The following is a 15,569-nucleotide window of genomic DNA, read 5'->3' on the forward strand; positions in this document are numbered from 1 at the left end:
ATTATAGTAATCATGTTCATTTTTTCAATATGTTAAGATATTTGTTCATCTAAAATGATGAACGCTGGAAGCTAAAGGTCTAAAGATCGATAGCAAACAGCTATGACTTAAGGTGGTTATAGCGACGGGGCTCACCTCTTACCATTCCGAACAGAGAAGTTAAGCCCGTTAGCGCCGATGGTACTGCATTTGTGGGAGAGTAGGTCGTTGCCTTTTTTAGAAACCCTTCATAGTAATATGAAGGGTTTTTTGTTTTATAAAATCTCTAACATGTAATTGCTTGGAGATTTTTTTGGTTTTACTGAAAATATATTACATCTATAGTCAGAGTTTAGATCATAATGGGGCCCGCTAAGCTTTTAATTAGTTATTCACTAAATTTGATTTTGTTAATTATATGTTATACTCGTTTTTGATAGTTGTTCAAAATATTTTTAAATTAGTATATGAAAAAAATTCTATTTGGTGTTGCTATTACCTTAATTGTTTTGTTTACTTTCAAGTATTGTGATTCAAAAGAGCAAGATAAAATTGTACTTTATGAAAGTTCAGATCTTATTCAAAAACAAATTAAAAACGTAGGTAAATTAATTGTCACAGAAGGGCATTTTAGTGAAGTGTTTAATTACAGAAATTCAAAAGAAATATTAAGTTCTTATTTTACTTTAGAAAAAAAGGCATTGGTTGTTGTAAATGCAGAAGTAACGGTTGCTTATGACTTAAGTAAAATTGAATTTAAGCTTGATGAGTCAGCTAAGACACTTACTATTTTAAGCATTCCAAAAGAAGAAATTAAAATAATTCCAGATTTAGAATATTATGATGTGCAATCTGATTTTTTTAATCCATTCGAAGCCCAAGATTATAATGATATAAAAGATATAATAAAAGCATCACTTAACAAGAAAATAGAAACTTCAGATTTAAAGATTAACGCAAAAAATAGGTTAATAAGTGAATTATCAAAATTCTATATTCTCACAAATTCTTTGGGATGGACTTTAAAATATCACGAACAACCAATAACATCCATGGAATCCTTTCAGTTCATTAAATTGTAGTTTTTTGCTAAACTATGCCATCCCCCTCCATTAGTTGCTTCTATATTATTAATATTTAAAAATTTCACAGCTTTTGAGGCTCTAACACCAGCTTCACAACAAACAACAAAGGCTGTATTCATTGCTTTAAGTTTATCAATATGATTGTGTAAATCTTGTAACGGTACGTGGACAGAATTTGGAATAGCACCAGCATCAAATTCTTTTTTAGTTCTAACATCTAAGATTACTGCGTCGTTTTCTAAAAACAACTGTATTTGTCTTTTTTTTGCTCCAAAAATGAAATCCCAAAAACCCATTGTATCAATTTGTTACAAATTACTAAAATATTTAAAAAGATGATGATATAGGATATCATAATCTCATCTATTTTTTGTGTATATTCATGCCTTTGTTAATATAGATTAAAATGATTCAGCCATACGTTACCTTAGATATTAAAAATGAAGTTGGTTATATTGAATTTTTTCATCCTAATAGAAATTCATTACCCAGTGAAATATTATTTCTTTTAAAACAATCTATTGAAGAGGCTGGAAAAAATGAAGCTATAAAAGTGATTGTTTTAAAAAGTGGCGGTGATAGAACTTTCTGTGCAGGTGCTAGTTTTAATGAAGTTATGGCAGTGAATTCGCCTGAAGAAGGACGTGTTTTTTTTTCAGGGTTTGCTCATGTCATTAATGCTATGCGGAATTGTCCTAAAATTATTATAGGGCGTATACATGGTAAAACAGTTGGAGGTGGCGTTGGTTTAATAGCGGCAACAGATTATTGTTTAGCCAATACATTTGCTTCTATTCGATTGAGTGAGTTAAGTATTGGTATTGGTCCTTTTGTTATAGAACCAGCCGTTTCAAGAAAAATAGGGTTATCTGCAATGTCTCAAATGACTATTGATGCAGAAACTTTCTTTTCAGCTGAATGGGCAAAAGATAAAGGTTTGTATGCTGATATTTTTGAAGATACCGAAACTTTAGACATAGCTGTAAAAGTGTTAGCAGAAAAATTGAGTAAATACAATCCTGAAGCATTAAGTAGAATGAAATCTGTTTTTTGGGAAGGCACATGCCACTGGGATAAATTATTATTAGAACGAGCTGAGATTAGCGGTAAATTAGTATTAAGCGAGTTTACAAAAAAAACATTAAAACGTTTTAGATAGTTTTTGAGTAATTAATAATACATTATTGAACAAAAACTATTGAAACTTATATTGCTTATATCGCTTTTTATATCATTTCTTTAGAATTTAATATTCTAAAGAAATGGGAATAAACGGATGCTGATACTCCCAAAATTTAGAGCTGTTGGATAAGGAAAATAGCTTTGAAATTCAACTATAGATTTTAAAATGAACATGTCAATTAAATGTGACTTATTATATTAAAAATAAGTATAAGGTTGAGTTTTTCGTGATATTTAAGTCTACTAAGATTAATATAGCAACTTCGATAAGCTCAACCTGATAAATTAAATATAACTATTCATGTGGTTATCTCTTCTTTGGGAGAATTAATTTTAATTCTATGAGTTTTAATATTTAGAATAATTACTTTGATAAAATTTATTGTTGTGCTCCTGGAGGATATTGCTCCATAATTTTAGCTACAAATTCATTAATCCGCTCATCTTTCTTTTCAACGTTTTGTGTTAGATAGCCCGTACCCATACCTTGCCAAACTAATTCTTTTTTATCAGCATCAATTAAATCAATATATAAAGCTCCCTGTGAAGAAGTAGATACTGATGGTTGCAAATGGTTGTAGCCCCATCCCCAAGGACCGTAACCACCCCATCCCCAGCCACCGTAGCCCCAGGCATTGTTATAAACATCTACACGTTGGTGTGATTTTGTAAATAGGCTTACAAGCAAATCTGGGGTTTCAGATTTTGTAAAACCTTTAGATAACATTTCAGCCTCAATAGCACGAAGAATTCTGCGTTTGTCGAGATCGCTAATTTCAACTTTATCAATACCAGTTTTATAGAAAGCAAAGGTTTTGTATTGATTAAAATTAGCACTTTTATCATAATCGGTTGCAACTTTTACCGAGCTACAAGAGCTTATTACAAGTAATATTGCTATAAGTGGTAACATGTAAACTACTTTTTTCATAACATTTTTATTAGTTTGTTAATAACAATTTTGTTTAAAACATCAATAATCATACCATTTGTGGTCAATTATTTTGTTTTGTAAGCGTTGTTTAAAGTTAAGTAAATTTGGTGTATGTTTATTTTTTTAATTATATGCGCTTTTTATTGTAACCATAAGGGCAATGTTTGCAGTGACTTTCACAACAATAACCTCGTTTTAAGTGATATTGTTCTGTAAAACATTTGTAACCTTGTGGCGTTAAGTAAAAATCACCCTCTTCAATAGGAATTATTTTTTTCATATATAACAAAGATAATGTAAATTAAAGAAATTATTTATTGATTTGAATAATCAAGATTTCTTAAATTGTTATTCTAAATACCTCGACAATTATAAGAAAATTTTAAAATAAGTTTTTCTGGAATATTTTTTTACAAGCTTCAATAATGATTTTTATTTCTAAATATTTAGTTCCTAATGGCTATTTGGGCATTACGATTTTTCCCTTTGTGTTTTTAAAATATAAAGGACTTAGAGAAGATACTGTTTTAATTAATCATGAAAATATTCATTTAAAACAGCAATTGGAAATGCTAATTATTCCTTTTTATCTGTTTTATGGTATTGAGTTTTTGATACGCTTATTTCAATATGAAAATAGCTATCTAGCGTATCGTAATATTTCATTTGAAAGAGAAGCTTTTTTTAATGAATCTAATTTGAACTACATAAAACGGCGTAAGTTTTGGAGTTTTTTAAAGTATCTTCGCCAATATGATTTTTAAGTTGCAAAATAGCATTAACCAACGTGTCGTTGTGCCATCAGGTTTTGGCGTGGAATTATATATGAAACGAGAAGATGCTATTCATCCATTCATTTCTGGAAATAAATATCGTAAGTTAAAGTATAATATTGAAGAAGCCCAAAAGTTAGGCTTTAAAAAGCTTCTTACCTTTGGAGGTGCTTATTCCAATCATATAGCAGCGGTAGCATTTGCAGGAAAAACATTTGGTTTTGAAACCATTGGAGTTATACGAGGTGAAGAGGTAGGGGGTAAAATTCAAGAGAATAGCACTTTGTTATTTGCACAATCTTGTGGAATGCAATTTGAGTTTGTTTCTAGAGAAGTATATCGTAATAAAAATTCAGAAGATTTTATTGAGTCGTTAAATCATATTTATAAGGGTTTTTATTTAATACCTGAAGGGGGTACTAATTTGTTGGCTGTAAAAGGCTGCGAAGAAATTTTGATACAATCAGATATTAATTTTGATTATATTAGTTGTGCAGTTGGTACTGGGGGGACCATTTCTGGAATTATAAATTGTTCACAACCTCGTCAGCAAATTTTAGGTTTTCCTGCTTTAAAAGGCAGTTTTTTACAAGAAGATATTAGTAAATTTGCAAATAAATTAAACTGGAAACTTATTCTTGATTACCATTTTGGTGGATATGCAAAAACTAATGATAAGTTGATTCACTTTATCAATGATTTTAAAAAAGAAAATAGTATTCCATTAGATCCTATTTACACAGGTAAAATGATGTATGGTATTTTCAATTTGATAAAAAAGGGTTACTTTCCTGTGGGGTCTAAAATATTAGCCATTCATACAGGAGGATTACAAGGCATATTAGGAATGAATAAAACTTTAAAACATAAAAAAAGACCTTTAATTGAATAATATAATGAATAAAATTGTGGTAATATTTTTTGTTGGAATATTAATTTTTAGTTGTGGTTCCAAGAAACGAGTGGTTCATAAAAGACAAGATAACAGAACGAATACAGAGCAAAAGGATAACATGAACACTCCTACTAATGTTCCTAAAGTAACAACAAAAACCTATGCGAATGCTACTGAAAAATATATTGATACTTTTAAGGAAATAGCTCAAGAGGAAATGCGCTTATACAATATTCCTGCAAGCATAACTTTAGCACAAGGTATTTTAGAATCGGGTTCTGGTAATGGCAGACTTTCAGTAGAGGCTAATAATCATTTTGGAATTAAATGTCATAATTGGACGGGTGATAAAATTTATCATGATGATGATGAAAAAGGCGAGTGTTTCAGAAAGTATCACGATGCTAAATATTCTTATCGAGATCATTCATTGTTTCTAACAATGAGGTCTCGTTATTCTAAACTGTTTACGCTTAAAAAAGGTGATTATAAAGGATGGGCAAAAGAATTAAGAGCTGCGGGTTATGCAACAGACAAAAAATATCCTCAAAAATTAATTAGTTTGATTGAGCGGTATAATTTGCATGAGTACGATAAAGAAGTTTTAGGACACGAAACTTATCATAAAGAAGTAGAACATAATCATGTTAATGGGGATGAAAATCAAATGGCAAACAATGAAGAGCATGTTGTGTCAAAAGGAGATACTTTATATTCAATTTCAAGAAAGTATAACTTAACAGTAGAGGAGCTTCAAAACATGAATGGTTTGCGGAATACAAACATAGGAATAGGTCAAGTTTTAAAGGTTAAGTAATTAATTAGAATATAAAAAAATATGATTTATAAAAGAAGTAGTGCCCTATTTGCAGAAGCTGAGTGTGTTATTCCAGGTGGAGTAAATTCACCAGTTAGAGCTTTTAAAGGAGTAGGAGGAACACCCATTTTTGTAAAAGAAGCTAAAGGAGCATATTTATATGATGAAGATGGTCATAAGTTAATAGATTACATTAACTCTTGGGGACCGATGATTTTAGGGCATGCCTATGAACCTGTTGTGAAAGCTGTTATTGAAAAAGCTAAAAAAGGAACTTCTTTTGGGATGCCAACAGAAATTGAAACTCAAATTGCAGAATTAGCTGTTTCCATGGTACCTAATATTGATAAAATCCGTTTTGTAAATTCAGGAACAGAAGCTTGTATGAGCGCTGTACGCTTGGCAAGAGGTTTTACTGGAAAAGATAAAATTATTAAGTTTGCTGGTTGTTATCATGGTCATAGCGATTCTTTTTTAATTCAAGCAGGTAGTGGTGCTAGTACATTTGGTGTACCTAACAGTCCTGGAGTTACTAAGGGTACCGCTAAAGATACCTTATTAGCTACATATAATAATATAGAAAGCGTAAAAGCTCTTATTGAAGATAATCAAGAAGAAATAGCGTGTATTATAATTGAGCCTGTTGCAGGTAATATGGGCTGTATTCCTCCAAAAGATAATTTTTTGCAAAAGTTGAGAGATTTATGTGATGCCCATAACATTCTTTTGATTTTTGATGAAGTGATGACAGGTTTTAGATTAGCCAGAGGAGGTGCGCAAGAATTATTTAACATAAAGGCAGATATTGTTTGTTTTGGAAAAGTAATTGGCGGCGGTTTACCTGTAGGAGCTTTTGCTGCAAGAAATGAGATTATGGATTATTTAGCACCTTCGGGACCCGTATATCAGGCAGGAACTTTAAGTGGTAATCCATTGGCTATGGCAGCAGGCTTGGCTATGCTTACTGAATTGAATAATGAGGTAGAAATATTTAAGCGTTTAGAAGAAAAAACAGCTTATTTACATAAAGGAATAGCTAAGGTTTTGAGCAATAATGCTGTTGTTAATACCATTAATAGAATGGGATCTATGATTTCTGTACATTTTGCTAAGGGAGATGTGGTGGATTTTGATTCTTCTGCCAAAGGGAATAATGACACATTCAAGAAATTTTTTCATGGCATGTTACAGCGAGGCGTTTATATAGCTCCTAGTGCTTTTGAAACTTGGTTTATTACCGATGCATTAACCTATGCAGATTTAGATGATACGATTGCTGTTGTTAATGAAGTGGTAAAAACATTATAAATGATAATATAAAAAAGCATTTCTGATTCAGAAATGCTTTTTTTTAACTAAACTAAATTAACTAATACAGCGGGTAATAATTACCCTTGTTTTTTTCTGTTTGCACGGTTTCCTTTCCCTCTTTCACCTCTTTCACCATCTCTGTTCATGCGTTCTTGAGATTTTTCCCATTTTTCATATTGTTCATCATTTAAGATGTTTTTCATTTTAGCTTTTTCGGCTATTTGCTGATCTAATCTCTCATTCATCATTTTAACACGATCTTCTTGAGAAGGTCTTTCATTAGATTCATTTTCTTTCTCGGCTTGACGAGCCTCCATTTTAGCTTTCATTGCTGTTGCTTTTTCTAAATTCAATTCTTGGATAGCTTTTTGTTGCGATGCATTTAAATCTAAATCAAGTGTCATTTTTTTTGTTTGCAAGGTGGCAATGTCTTCGGCAGATAATTTTTGAAATTGCTCAAATCTACCCTTTTTTGATTCATCATTGCTTCTTTTCTGAGCAGTTGCTTGTAATGTAACAAAGGCAAGTGCTATTAATACTAATTTTTTCATTTTTTTATTATTTTAAGTTTTTGTGCTAATAGGACTCTAGTATTTTTAAAAAGTTTAAAAGAGGTAACGTTTTTTAACGTGATATTAACTAAAAAAATATTAATAAAGAGTGAGAACTATAATGAAATAGGGAATTTTAAGCTAATTCCTGTTTGGAGATCAGGAGCATTATTTACTAAAAGATCTTCTTTAAGATACAGAGATAATTTATAGTTTGGTCTACCATAGGTATAAATAAAAGTCCAAACGGATAGTGTTTTATAAAGTGTACTAACACCATGATGCCAACCGCCATTAATTTCTTCCCACTTGCCTATTAGTTTATAATAATTGGCTTCTTCTAATTTATTATATCTGCTTTGAAGTTGGTAGTTGACACCAAAGGAGTGGTAATTTTTGGTTTTTGTGTATTTGGTATATTCAATATTTGTTTCCATACTTCCTAAAAAAGGATTGTTTCCTAAATCTATCTGGTCTTTAAAATTAACTACATTTTTTCTAAGTAGACTTAAACCAATGCCTATATTAAATTCATCAATATTTTTAATTGTAATTTTTTTTATACCATTTATAGAAATTCCTAAATCTAAAGAAGAATTGTATTTTGAAGTATTTAATCCTATATGAGAACCTAAATTAAAGTGAAGATTTTTTGTAGAATTAAATAAAAAAGAAGGATAATAAAAGTGATTGAATTCAATACCGCCAATAAAAAAATCGTTATTATGAAGCTCTAAAACCATACCATTTCTGTCAGTATATTTAAAGTTAACTTGGTTTAGTCCATAATACCGCCTGCCATAAGGGTCTTCTCCTCCAGCTATATTACTGTGAAACCATTCAATACTTTCATCACTAGTAAAAAATGAAAATGGATATTTGCCCTTAGTAATTAAATATGATCTTAATGAAATATCTAATTCATTTTTTTTGTTCAGGGGTATTTCAATATTTAATCTAAACTCTTTAATTACCGCATCTATTATAATATTCATATAGTCAGCAGGTGTAGTTTCCTGGTCAATAAAATTGAAATGTCTTAGATTCCATAAGGTGTTACTTAGCGTTTCCCTAACCATAGGATCTTTAGGGATGTAAGTTTCTAAAAAGGGATGAAAGGTATTACCACTAGAATAATTTAAGGACAGTGTGGGGTTTTTTGTTGGCGTTATTTTAAAATTTTGATTTATTCGAGCACTAAAAATACCAAAATGATGTAGGCTTAAAATATGAGGTTTGTCTATACCATTTTTTATTTTTAGTGTGTCTTTCTGTTGTGCAGATATAGCAATGCTAAATAAAAAAAGGGGAATAAAATATTTTTGAAGCATTACACAGAAATAATTTAAGTTTTAATATAATAGATTGGTAATTTGTTTGAAATAGGTTATTTATAATACAGGTTTTATTTCTATTAAATATGCTGATCAATAAGAATGATATTACCATCTGGATCTGAGATAATAAAATTTGCAGGTCCTGTTGTTGATTCATTAGCCTCTGTTAATAGCTTTGTATTTTTGTTTTTAAGATGTTTCTGTATGTCTCGAACATCATCAAAATTTTTTAGTTTATTAGCATTTTCATCCCAACCAGGGGTGAAGGTTAAAATATTACTTTCAAACATGTCTTGAAATAATCCAATGCGTGCATTTTCATTTTTCATAATAAGATACTTTTTTTCAATAGACCCAGCAAAAACTGTAAAACCAAAATTTTCGTAAAATGTTTTAGAGGTGATAAGATCTTTAACATTTAAACTGATTGAAAATGCTCCTAATTTCATGAGGTATATGAATAGTTTACTGTTTTAAAAATACAAAAAAGGAATTAACTTTAGTTAATTCCTTTTTAATATGGTGTAAAAAATAATAGCACAAAACAGAAAAAACGCTAAATGATTTTTACTAATAAATCATCATCTGTTTTTTCAACTTTAGCCAATTTGTGTTTAGTTAATCCTTTAATCCCCTTATCCCAAGCTTTGTTGCTTAAACCAGATTGTGTTTTTAAATCTGTAAGCAACATACTTTTTTGTGATTTTAAAATGGTAAAAATAATTTTTTCATTATCGTTTAATTCTACCTTTTTCTCAGGACGCATTTGTGGAAAAAATAATACTTCTTGTATAGATTGGTTATTGGTTAAAAACATAATTAATCGATCCATACCAATTCCCATACCAGATGTTGGGGGCATCCCGTATTCTAAGGCCCGTAAAAAATCTTCGTCAATAAACTCGGTAGCTTCATCATCACCTTTTTCAGCAAGTTTCAACTGATGTTCAAAACGTTCACGTTGATCAATTGGGTCGTTCAACTCACTATAAGCGTTTGCAATTTCTTTACCACAAACCATCAATTCAAAACGTTCTGTTAATTCAGGGTTATCACGGTGCTCTTTACATAACGGACTCATTTCTTTAGGATAGTCTGTAATAAAAGTAGGTTGTATGTAATTACCTTCGCATTTTTCTCCAAAAATCTCATCAATAAGTTTTCCTTTTCCCATCGTATCATCAACTTCCACTCCTAAATTTTTTGCGGCCTGTCTTATTTCTGCTTCCGTTTTGCCTGTAATATCAAAGCCAGTAAAATGCTTAATGGCATCTGCCATGGTTACACGTGCATATGGGGCTTTAAAATCTATTTCTTTATCTCCAAAAGTAACTTTTGTAGTGCCGTTTACTGCCATAGCACAATGTTCTAATAGTTGCTCGCAGAAATCCATCATCCAATTATAATCCTTATAAGCTACATAAATTTCCATAGCTGTAAATTCTGGATTATGGGTTCTGTCCATGCCTTCATTTCTGAAGTTTTTAGAAAACTCATATACGCCATCAAAGCCACCAACAATCAAGCGTTTTAAATACAGTTCATTAGCAATTCGCATATAAAGTGGAATATCCAAAGCATTATGATGTGTAATAAATGGTCGTGCTGCGGCACCTCCTGGAATAGGTTGTAAAACAGGTGTTTCTACTTCAAAATATCCAGCCTCATTAAAGAAGGAACGCATAGCATTAAACAATTTGGTGCGCTTAACAAACACGTTTTTCACCTGTGGATTTACTACCAAATCTGCATAACGTTGTCTGTAGCGTTGTTCGGCATCAGTAAAAGCATCATACACAACACCATCTTTTTCCTTGGGCAAAGGCAATGGTTTTAAAGCTTTGCTTAACAACGTAAAATCTTTAACACGAACTGATTTTTCGCCGACTTTGGTTGTAAATAATTCGCCTTCAACACCCAAAAAATCACCAAAATCTAGAAGTTTTTTAAAAACATCGTTATATTTAGTCTTATCTTCCCCTAAACAAATTTCATCACGATTAAAATATACCTGCACTTTCCCTTCTGCATCTTGAAGTTGAGCAAAAGAAGCTTTTCCTTGAATTCTAACAGCCATTAATCTACCGGCAATTACGACTTTTTTTCCTTCTTGAAAAGTTTCTTTAACCTGTTTTGAAGTATGATTTACAGGGTACAAATTTGCTGGGTATGGATTAATTCCCAATTCTCGTAATTTTGTTAACTTTTCTCTGCGTACAAGCTCTTGCTCTGATAATTGCGACATATTCTATATTCTTGTGTAAAATTTAAACGCACAAAGATAAACATTTGATTTGCGATTTACGACGATTGATTTATGATTTTTTAGGGTGATATTTAGGTGTTGTCTATATTTTAAATCCACTAAAAAAAGCCTGTAAAAGAGAAAAATAATAAAATAATCAGTTTTATTAATGCTTAAATTAATGCTAAGTAGAATTAAATTTTATAAAAAGTATTAGCAGTACAAGTAAGCACAATCCTAAAGAAAACCTGTAACAATTTGCTAATTTTACCGTCATATATATAATTGAAAAAAATATTTTTAAATTATAAATCAGAATATGAGTTTTTGGAGAGTTTTACTATCAATTATTTGTCCACCTTTAGCTGTAATTGATAAAGGCTGTGGTTCCATCGTTATTGTATTTTTATTATGGCTTTGTGGATGGGTGCCAGGAGTTATTGCGGCTTTAGTTATACTTAATAACCCTACGAATTAGCATCCAATTTTTGTGTATATTAATAATTAATAACATTAGGGATGGTTTTAGATTTCTTTATAGTTTGTGAATTTGCGTTATAAAAAATGTAATTTTGTAACCTCATGAATAAGACTATACAATTACAAGATTTAGGTTTAAAAGATTATAAAGAGACTTGGGATTACCAAGAGGAATTATTTAGAGATATTGTAGATTCAAAAATTAAAAACAGGAAAGAGAATATTAGTTTACCAACTAAAAATCACTTTTTGTTTGTAGAGCATCCTCATGTTTATACCTTGGGTAAAAGTGGCGATATTTCAAATCTATTAGTTGATGAAGCTCAACTAAAAGCCAAAAATGCCGTTTTTTATAAAGTAAATAGAGGTGGTGATATTACTTATCATGGACCAGGGCAAATAGTAGGTTATCCCATTTTGGACTTAGATAATTTTTTTACTGATATCCATAAGTACCTTCGTTTTTTAGAAGAAATGATTATCCTAACATTAGCAGAGTATGGATTAAAGGCAGAACGTAGTCCTGGTGAAACAGGAGTATGGTTAGATGTTGGTACGCCCTTTGCACGTAAAATTTGTGCTATGGGAGTTCGAGCTAGCCGGTGGGTAACCATGCATGGCTTTGCGTTAAATGTAAATGCTAATTTGGGATATTTTGATTTAATGATTCCATGTGGCATTCGTGGAAAAGCAGTAACTTCTTTAAATATAGAATTAGCACAAAAAACGGTAGATGAAAATGATGTTAAAGAGAAATTGTTAAAGCATTTTTCTATACTTTTTGAAGCAGAATTTTTTTAGGTGTGTTTAGCTTAAGTTAGTTTTATTAATTATAATTTAAGTAATTAAACAGAAAGCTTAAATAACGAGGATTCATTCCTACAGGTCTTTATTGAACTACTTACTACAAAAACATGTAAATTTACTTGTTTTTTACAGTTGTACCTTGTTTTGTTATTTCTTATCAATTTCTTTTTCAATTAATTGAATCAATTCAAGTTGCAGTTGTTGTAAATATTTATATAAACTAATAAAACCTTTCTGAGTATTTATATATATAATAATTGTTTCTCTAAATGTATTGTCGTCCATAAGAGTATTCAAATCCAGCGGTTTTGATTCTCTATATCCTATATTTTTAACTTTAGATATCAATTGAGGTAATAATAAAGAATATTTCATCGCTTCTATATGTTCCGATTCCATTCTTTGTACGAATGGATATTGTTGTGCATATTACTCTTGAATTTTACCACGTAGACTATCATTTTTGATAAGATCAAAACCTATTGATTTTAAGTTTTCATAACTTGAACGTACAACAGCAATTTTACTCATGTAATTTTTTAAATTATTATAGTGAGTAGCCATTGAATCATCCCAAATTGTTCTATTATCAAGTTGATTTAGAATAGCTTCTGATGACTTTAGTGCTTTTGTGTTACGTGCTATATTACCGGCCATTCAATTGAATCAGTTTTAAGATTTTTATGCATTTCAATTAATATTTTATATTCTTGAGTATCTCTTTTATACTCGATATTCCAAGTGCTTATTTGGAGTGCAATTAATATTCCAATGACCACAAGTACAATTTCTCCAATTGCGTAAATCAGATACTTACTGATCTTATTTTTAGTAAGTGATTTTTTACGAATGTTTCTGAAGAATTTAATCATTGAGTATTATAATTTTTTAATGAAATACAACTTTAATGGTATAATCTTATTCACTTGCCAAAATTTTAGAACTTTTAAGAAAATAATTGGTTTAATACTTCTCAGGTACAAAAGTTTGATAATCCATTGGAGGTCGCACATAAGCTTTGTAGTCGGGTAATTCTGGTAATTCTACAGGTTTTATATCCATGCTTTTATAAGGAATTTGACTTAAAACATGACTAATGCAATTTAAACGTGCTTTTTTTTTGTTATCTGAATTTACTACGTACCATGGTACTTGCTTAGTGTCTGTATGTGCAAACATATTATCTTTAGCTTTAGAGTATTCTAGCCAACGGGAACGTGATTCTAAATCCATAGGACTAAATTTCCAACGTTTTAAAGGGTTGTTAATACGGTTTTTAAAACGCCGTTCTTGTTCTTCATCACTTACAGAAAACCAGTATTTTAAAACAGTAATTCCAGACCTTACCAACATACGTTCAAATTCTGGGCACGATCTTAAAAACTCATCATATTCTTCACTACTGCAAAAACCCATTACTTTTTCTACACCTGCGCGGTTGTACCAACTTCTGTCAAAAAGTACAATTTCACCAGCAGCGGGTAAATATTGGACATACCTTTGGAAATACCATTGTGTTTTCTCTTTTTCAGTTGGTACTCCTAATGCAACTACTTTACATACTCGGGGATTTAAAGGTTCTGTAAATCGTTTTATAGTACCTCCTTTGCCTGAAGCATCTCTACCTTCAAAAACAATAACCACTTTTAATCCTTGCTTTTTAACCCATTCTTGAAGATGTACTAATTCTGTGTGTAATTTTGCTAATTCTAAGTCGTAGTTGAATTTTTTGTTTGCCATACTTATTTTTAATAAAACAAGTTACTAAAAAAATAAAAATGACTTACAATCAGTGTTCCTTTTTGTGGGTTCTATCTTTAATTTATAAAGATTCTTCTTAATTCTAATATAAAAAAAATATTTTGTAATTCATGTTTTCTTTCGGTAGCATTGCTTAATTATTTCATTATGAATTCAATTGTTAATTAAACAAAACCTTAATCGTTCATAATAACATTTACGTTTTCTGAATTAATAATATCTATAGGTAATAATAAGTTTGAAGGAATTTTTTTGTCAAAGAGAAAATGTTCAACTAAAAATTTAAGTCCTAAATAGGCTTGTTGTCTTGGATGTTGATGAATTAAAAAATCAATAGTACCCTTTTTTAAGTGTTTAATATTTTCATTTAATAAATCGTACCCTACTAAAGCAATTTTTTTATTTGTTATTTTTTGAATTACATCTGCTACTTGGTAGGTTTTAGAAGTTGTAACAAAAATTCCTGTTAAATTAGGGTGTTCATCAATAAATTTAGTAAGAACACTTTCAAAATCAGGTAACTTTAACTTTTCTTTTAAAATAGTGAAATCCGATGAGTTTAGTTCGTTAAAATAATTTTCAAAGCCTTTTTCCTTTTCTTGCATAAATACCGCATTTTCATAATTTTCATTAATATGAAGAATGGCAATATCACCTTTAGGAACAATACAGTGTAGTAGTTTAGCAGCAACACGGCCACTTTGAAATAAATCTTGACCAATGAAGTTTTTTACGGAACCAAATTCAATATTATTATTGAACGTAGAAACTTTAATACCTAAGTTTTTATAATCTTCCAGAACAATGAGTGCCTCTGTGTTAAATATAGGTACTAATAAAACCGCATCCGGCAATTTTTTTTGTACTAATAAATTTGCTTCTAAAAATGACTTTGTGCTTGTTGGGTTAAAAAAAACAGTTTCAATATTAACGCCAAAAGCACCTAATTCCAAAATAGCATCATTAATACCATTTAAACAAGGTTTCCAATATACATCTTTGATAGGATCAGGAACTAAAACGCAAATCCTATAAACTTTGTTGCTTTTTAAGTTTTTTGCTATAGGATTGGGTTTAAAATCAATTTTATCCAAGACTTTATTTACTTTTTTTAATGCAGTCTCGGAAACTTTTCCCCTGTTATGAAGTACTCGATCTACTGTTCCTTTTGATACCCCTGCCAGTTCAGCAATATCACGTATGGTATATTTTTTTAACATATTACAAATGTATAAAAGCTTAGGGAATATACATGAGTGTTAACGAACACATTTTTTAGTGTGTTCGAGCACATTTTATGTGTTTTTTCTTTTTTTATTAAATAACATTCTCTATTTTTGTAATAACAGATTGTTTTTTAAGTGTTATTTTTTTATGTAACGCATTGTAATTCAATAATTTGTTTGTATTTG

20 protein-coding genes and 1 rRNA gene are annotated in these 15,569 nt (G+C 30.2%); 9 read left to right on the top strand and 12 right to left on the bottom strand.

From position 1 onward, the window contains the following. Positions 1–108: 108 nt before the first annotated feature. Positions 109–216: ribosomal RNA gene (gene rrf, locus APS56_RS13580) — 5S ribosomal RNA — on the top strand. A 230-nt stretch (positions 217–446) separates the two neighbouring features. Further along, positions 447–1,061 carry a DUF4230 domain-containing protein gene (locus tag APS56_RS13585; RefSeq protein ID WP_054729338.1) on the top strand — a complete coding sequence of 205 codons (615 nt, stop codon included), beginning with the start codon at positions 447–449 and terminating at the stop codon, positions 1,059–1,061. Here APS56_RS13585 and APS56_RS13590 read toward each other — a convergent pair. Then, positions 1,043–1,360, bottom strand: a complete 318-nt coding sequence (locus tag APS56_RS13590; RefSeq protein WP_054729342.1) for a rhodanese-like domain-containing protein — start codon at positions 1,358–1,360, stop codon at positions 1,043–1,045. The two genes, APS56_RS13585 and APS56_RS13590, sit on opposite strands and share 19 nt — an antisense overlap. A gap of 110 nt (positions 1,361–1,470) precedes the next feature. Here APS56_RS13590 and APS56_RS13595 point away from each other — a divergent pair, with 110 nt between their 5' ends. Continuing rightward, positions 1,471–2,223, top strand: a complete 753-nt coding sequence (locus APS56_RS13595) for an enoyl-CoA hydratase/isomerase family protein (protein ID WP_054729344.1) — start codon at positions 1,471–1,473, stop codon at positions 2,221–2,223. A gap of 402 nt (positions 2,224–2,625) precedes the next feature. On the opposite strand, the gene APS56_RS13600 is transcribed toward APS56_RS13595, so the two are convergent. Then, on the bottom strand, positions 2,626–3,177 hold the full coding sequence (locus APS56_RS13600; protein ID WP_054729347.1) for a DUF4136 domain-containing protein: 552 nt from the start codon (positions 3,175–3,177) through the stop codon (positions 2,626–2,628). 130 nt (positions 3,178–3,307) lie between these two features. Beyond that, positions 3,308–3,460 carry a C1orf53 family protein gene (locus tag APS56_RS17045; protein ID WP_169786443.1) on the bottom strand — a complete coding sequence of 51 codons (153 nt, stop codon included), beginning with the start codon at positions 3,458–3,460 and terminating at the stop codon, positions 3,308–3,310. A gap of 145 nt (positions 3,461–3,605) precedes the next feature. Here APS56_RS17045 and APS56_RS13605 point away from each other — a divergent pair, with 145 nt between their 5' ends. From APS56_RS13605 to hemL, 4 genes are read left to right on the top strand one after another with little or no spacing between them, the layout of a single operon-like run. Continuing rightward, positions 3,606–3,944: a hypothetical protein gene (locus APS56_RS13605; protein ID WP_054729352.1), complete on the top strand. Its 339-nt coding sequence runs from the start codon at positions 3,606–3,608 to the stop codon at positions 3,942–3,944. Continuing rightward, positions 3,934–4,845 carry a 1-aminocyclopropane-1-carboxylate deaminase/D-cysteine desulfhydrase gene (locus APS56_RS13610; protein ID WP_054729354.1) on the top strand — a complete coding sequence of 304 codons (912 nt, stop codon included), beginning with the start codon at positions 3,934–3,936 and terminating at the stop codon, positions 4,843–4,845. The genes APS56_RS13605 and APS56_RS13610 overlap by 11 nt, the downstream gene beginning before the upstream one ends. A 4-nt stretch (positions 4,846–4,849) precedes the next feature. Next, on the top strand, positions 4,850–5,665 hold the full coding sequence (locus tag APS56_RS13615) for a glucosaminidase domain-containing protein (protein ID WP_054729356.1): 816 nt from the start codon (positions 4,850–4,852) through the stop codon (positions 5,663–5,665). Between the two features lie 21 nt (positions 5,666–5,686). Beyond that, positions 5,687–6,973, top strand: coding sequence for a glutamate-1-semialdehyde 2,1-aminomutase (gene hemL, locus APS56_RS13620; RefSeq protein WP_054729360.1), 1,287 nt, complete (start codon positions 5,687–5,689; stop codon positions 6,971–6,973). 80 nt (positions 6,974–7,053) lie between these two features. Here the strand turns inward: hemL and APS56_RS13625 are convergent, their stop codons facing one another. The 4 genes from APS56_RS13625 to lysS form a co-directional block, all read right to left on the bottom strand. Further along, positions 7,054–7,527, bottom strand: coding sequence for a DUF4890 domain-containing protein (locus APS56_RS13625; RefSeq protein WP_054729363.1), 474 nt, complete (start codon positions 7,525–7,527; stop codon positions 7,054–7,056). 116 nt (positions 7,528–7,643) lie between these two features. Further along, complete coding sequence (locus APS56_RS13630; protein WP_054729366.1) at positions 7,644–8,858, bottom strand: hypothetical protein; 1,215 nt, start codon at positions 8,856–8,858, stop codon at positions 7,644–7,646. Positions 8,859–8,941: 83 nt separating this feature from the next. Then, entirely contained in the window at positions 8,942–9,313 is a 372-nt protein-coding gene (locus tag APS56_RS13635) for a VOC family protein (protein WP_054729370.1), read from the bottom strand. A gap of 107 nt (positions 9,314–9,420) precedes the next feature. After that, complete coding sequence (gene lysS, locus APS56_RS13640) at positions 9,421–11,109, bottom strand: lysine--tRNA ligase (protein WP_054729372.1); 1,689 nt, start codon at positions 11,107–11,109, stop codon at positions 9,421–9,423. A 319-nt stretch (positions 11,110–11,428) separates the two neighbouring features. Here lysS and APS56_RS16795 point away from each other — a divergent pair, with 319 nt between their 5' ends. Both APS56_RS16795 and lipB read left to right on the top strand, forming a co-directional pair. Next, complete coding sequence (locus tag APS56_RS16795) at positions 11,429–11,587, top strand: YqaE/Pmp3 family membrane protein (RefSeq protein ID WP_082379358.1); 159 nt, start codon at positions 11,429–11,431, stop codon at positions 11,585–11,587. Between the two features lie 104 nt (positions 11,588–11,691). Next, complete coding sequence (lipB, locus tag APS56_RS13645; RefSeq protein ID WP_054729374.1) at positions 11,692–12,390, top strand: lipoyl(octanoyl) transferase LipB; 699 nt, start codon at positions 11,692–11,694, stop codon at positions 12,388–12,390. Between the two features lie 153 nt (positions 12,391–12,543). On the opposite strand, the gene APS56_RS13650 is transcribed toward lipB, so the two are convergent. From APS56_RS13650 to APS56_RS13670, 5 genes are all read right to left on the bottom strand, one after another. Further along, positions 12,544–12,795, bottom strand: a complete 252-nt coding sequence (locus tag APS56_RS13650) for a hypothetical protein (RefSeq protein WP_054729378.1) — start codon at positions 12,793–12,795, stop codon at positions 12,544–12,546. 30 nt (positions 12,796–12,825) lie between these two features. Further along, entirely contained in the window at positions 12,826–13,053 is a 228-nt protein-coding gene (locus APS56_RS13655; RefSeq protein WP_054729380.1) for a hypothetical protein, read from the bottom strand. Beyond that, positions 13,038–13,268 carry a DUF6090 family protein gene (locus APS56_RS17185; RefSeq protein ID WP_054729383.1) on the bottom strand — a complete coding sequence of 77 codons (231 nt, stop codon included), beginning with the start codon at positions 13,266–13,268 and terminating at the stop codon, positions 13,038–13,040. The genes APS56_RS13655 and APS56_RS17185 overlap by 16 nt, the downstream gene beginning before the upstream one ends. Positions 13,269–13,359: 91 nt before the next feature. Then, a complete protein-coding gene (ppk2, locus tag APS56_RS13665) occupies positions 13,360–14,136 on the bottom strand; it encodes a polyphosphate kinase 2 (RefSeq protein ID WP_054729386.1) in 777 nt (258 codons plus the stop codon). Between the two features lie 197 nt (positions 14,137–14,333). Continuing rightward, entirely contained in the window at positions 14,334–15,377 is a 1,044-nt protein-coding gene (locus APS56_RS13670; RefSeq protein WP_054729389.1) for a substrate-binding domain-containing protein, read from the bottom strand. Positions 15,378–15,569: the final 192 nt, after the last annotated feature.

The organism is Pseudalgibacter alginicilyticus (assembly GCF_001310225.1).
Lineage (GTDB): Bacteria > Bacteroidota > Bacteroidia > Flavobacteriales > Flavobacteriaceae > Pseudalgibacter > Pseudalgibacter alginicilyticus.

Bases quoted from the DNA above. Each gene is read 5' to 3' on its own strand.
- APS56_RS13585 (WP_054729338.1), top strand. From the start codon at position 447: ATGAAAAAAATTCTATTTGGTGTTGCTATTACCTTAATTGTTTTGTTT.
- hemL (WP_054729360.1), top strand. From the start codon at position 5,687: ATGATTTATAAAAGAAGTAGTGCCCTATTTGCAGAAGCTGAGTGTGTT.
- APS56_RS13635 (WP_054729370.1), bottom strand. From the start codon at position 9,313: ATGAAATTAGGAGCATTTTCAATCAGTTTAAATGTTAAAGATCTTATC.
- APS56_RS13595 (WP_054729344.1), top strand. From the start codon at position 1,471: ATGATTCAGCCATACGTTACCTTAGATATTAAAAATGAAGTTGGTTAT.
- lipB (WP_054729374.1), top strand. From the start codon at position 11,692: ATGAATAAGACTATACAATTACAAGATTTAGGTTTAAAAGATTATAAA.
- APS56_RS13600 (WP_054729347.1), bottom strand. From the start codon at position 3,177: ATGAAAAAAGTAGTTTACATGTTACCACTTATAGCAATATTACTTGTA.
- lysS (WP_054729372.1), bottom strand. From the start codon at position 11,109: ATGTCGCAATTATCAGAGCAAGAGCTTGTACGCAGAGAAAAGTTAACA.
- APS56_RS16795 (WP_082379358.1), top strand. From the start codon at position 11,429: ATGAGTTTTTGGAGAGTTTTACTATCAATTATTTGTCCACCTTTAGCT.
- APS56_RS13625 (WP_054729363.1), bottom strand. From the start codon at position 7,527: ATGAAAAAATTAGTATTAATAGCACTTGCCTTTGTTACATTACAAGCA.
- APS56_RS13630 (WP_054729366.1), bottom strand. From the start codon at position 8,858: ATGCTTCAAAAATATTTTATTCCCCTTTTTTTATTTAGCATTGCTATA.
- APS56_RS13655 (WP_054729380.1), bottom strand. From the start codon at position 13,053: ATGGCCGGTAATATAGCACGTAACACAAAAGCACTAAAGTCATCAGAA.
- APS56_RS17045 (WP_169786443.1), bottom strand. From the start codon at position 3,460: ATGAAAAAAATAATTCCTATTGAAGAGGGTGATTTTTACTTAACGCCA.
- APS56_RS13615 (WP_054729356.1), top strand. From the start codon at position 4,850: ATGAATAAAATTGTGGTAATATTTTTTGTTGGAATATTAATTTTTAGT.
- APS56_RS13610 (WP_054729354.1), top strand. From the start codon at position 3,934: ATGATTTTTAAGTTGCAAAATAGCATTAACCAACGTGTCGTTGTGCCA.
- APS56_RS17185 (WP_054729383.1), bottom strand. From the start codon at position 13,268: ATGATTAAATTCTTCAGAAACATTCGTAAAAAATCACTTACTAAAAAT.
- APS56_RS13670 (WP_054729389.1), bottom strand. From the start codon at position 15,377: ATGTTAAAAAAATATACCATACGTGATATTGCTGAACTGGCAGGGGTA.
- APS56_RS13590 (WP_054729342.1), bottom strand. From the start codon at position 1,360: ATGGGTTTTTGGGATTTCATTTTTGGAGCAAAAAAAAGACAAATACAG.
- APS56_RS13650 (WP_054729378.1), bottom strand. From the start codon at position 12,795: ATGGAATCGGAACATATAGAAGCGATGAAATATTCTTTATTATTACCT.
- ppk2 (WP_054729386.1), bottom strand. From the start codon at position 14,136: ATGGCAAACAAAAAATTCAACTACGACTTAGAATTAGCAAAATTACAC.
- APS56_RS13605 (WP_054729352.1), top strand. From the start codon at position 3,606: ATGATTTTTATTTCTAAATATTTAGTTCCTAATGGCTATTTGGGCATT.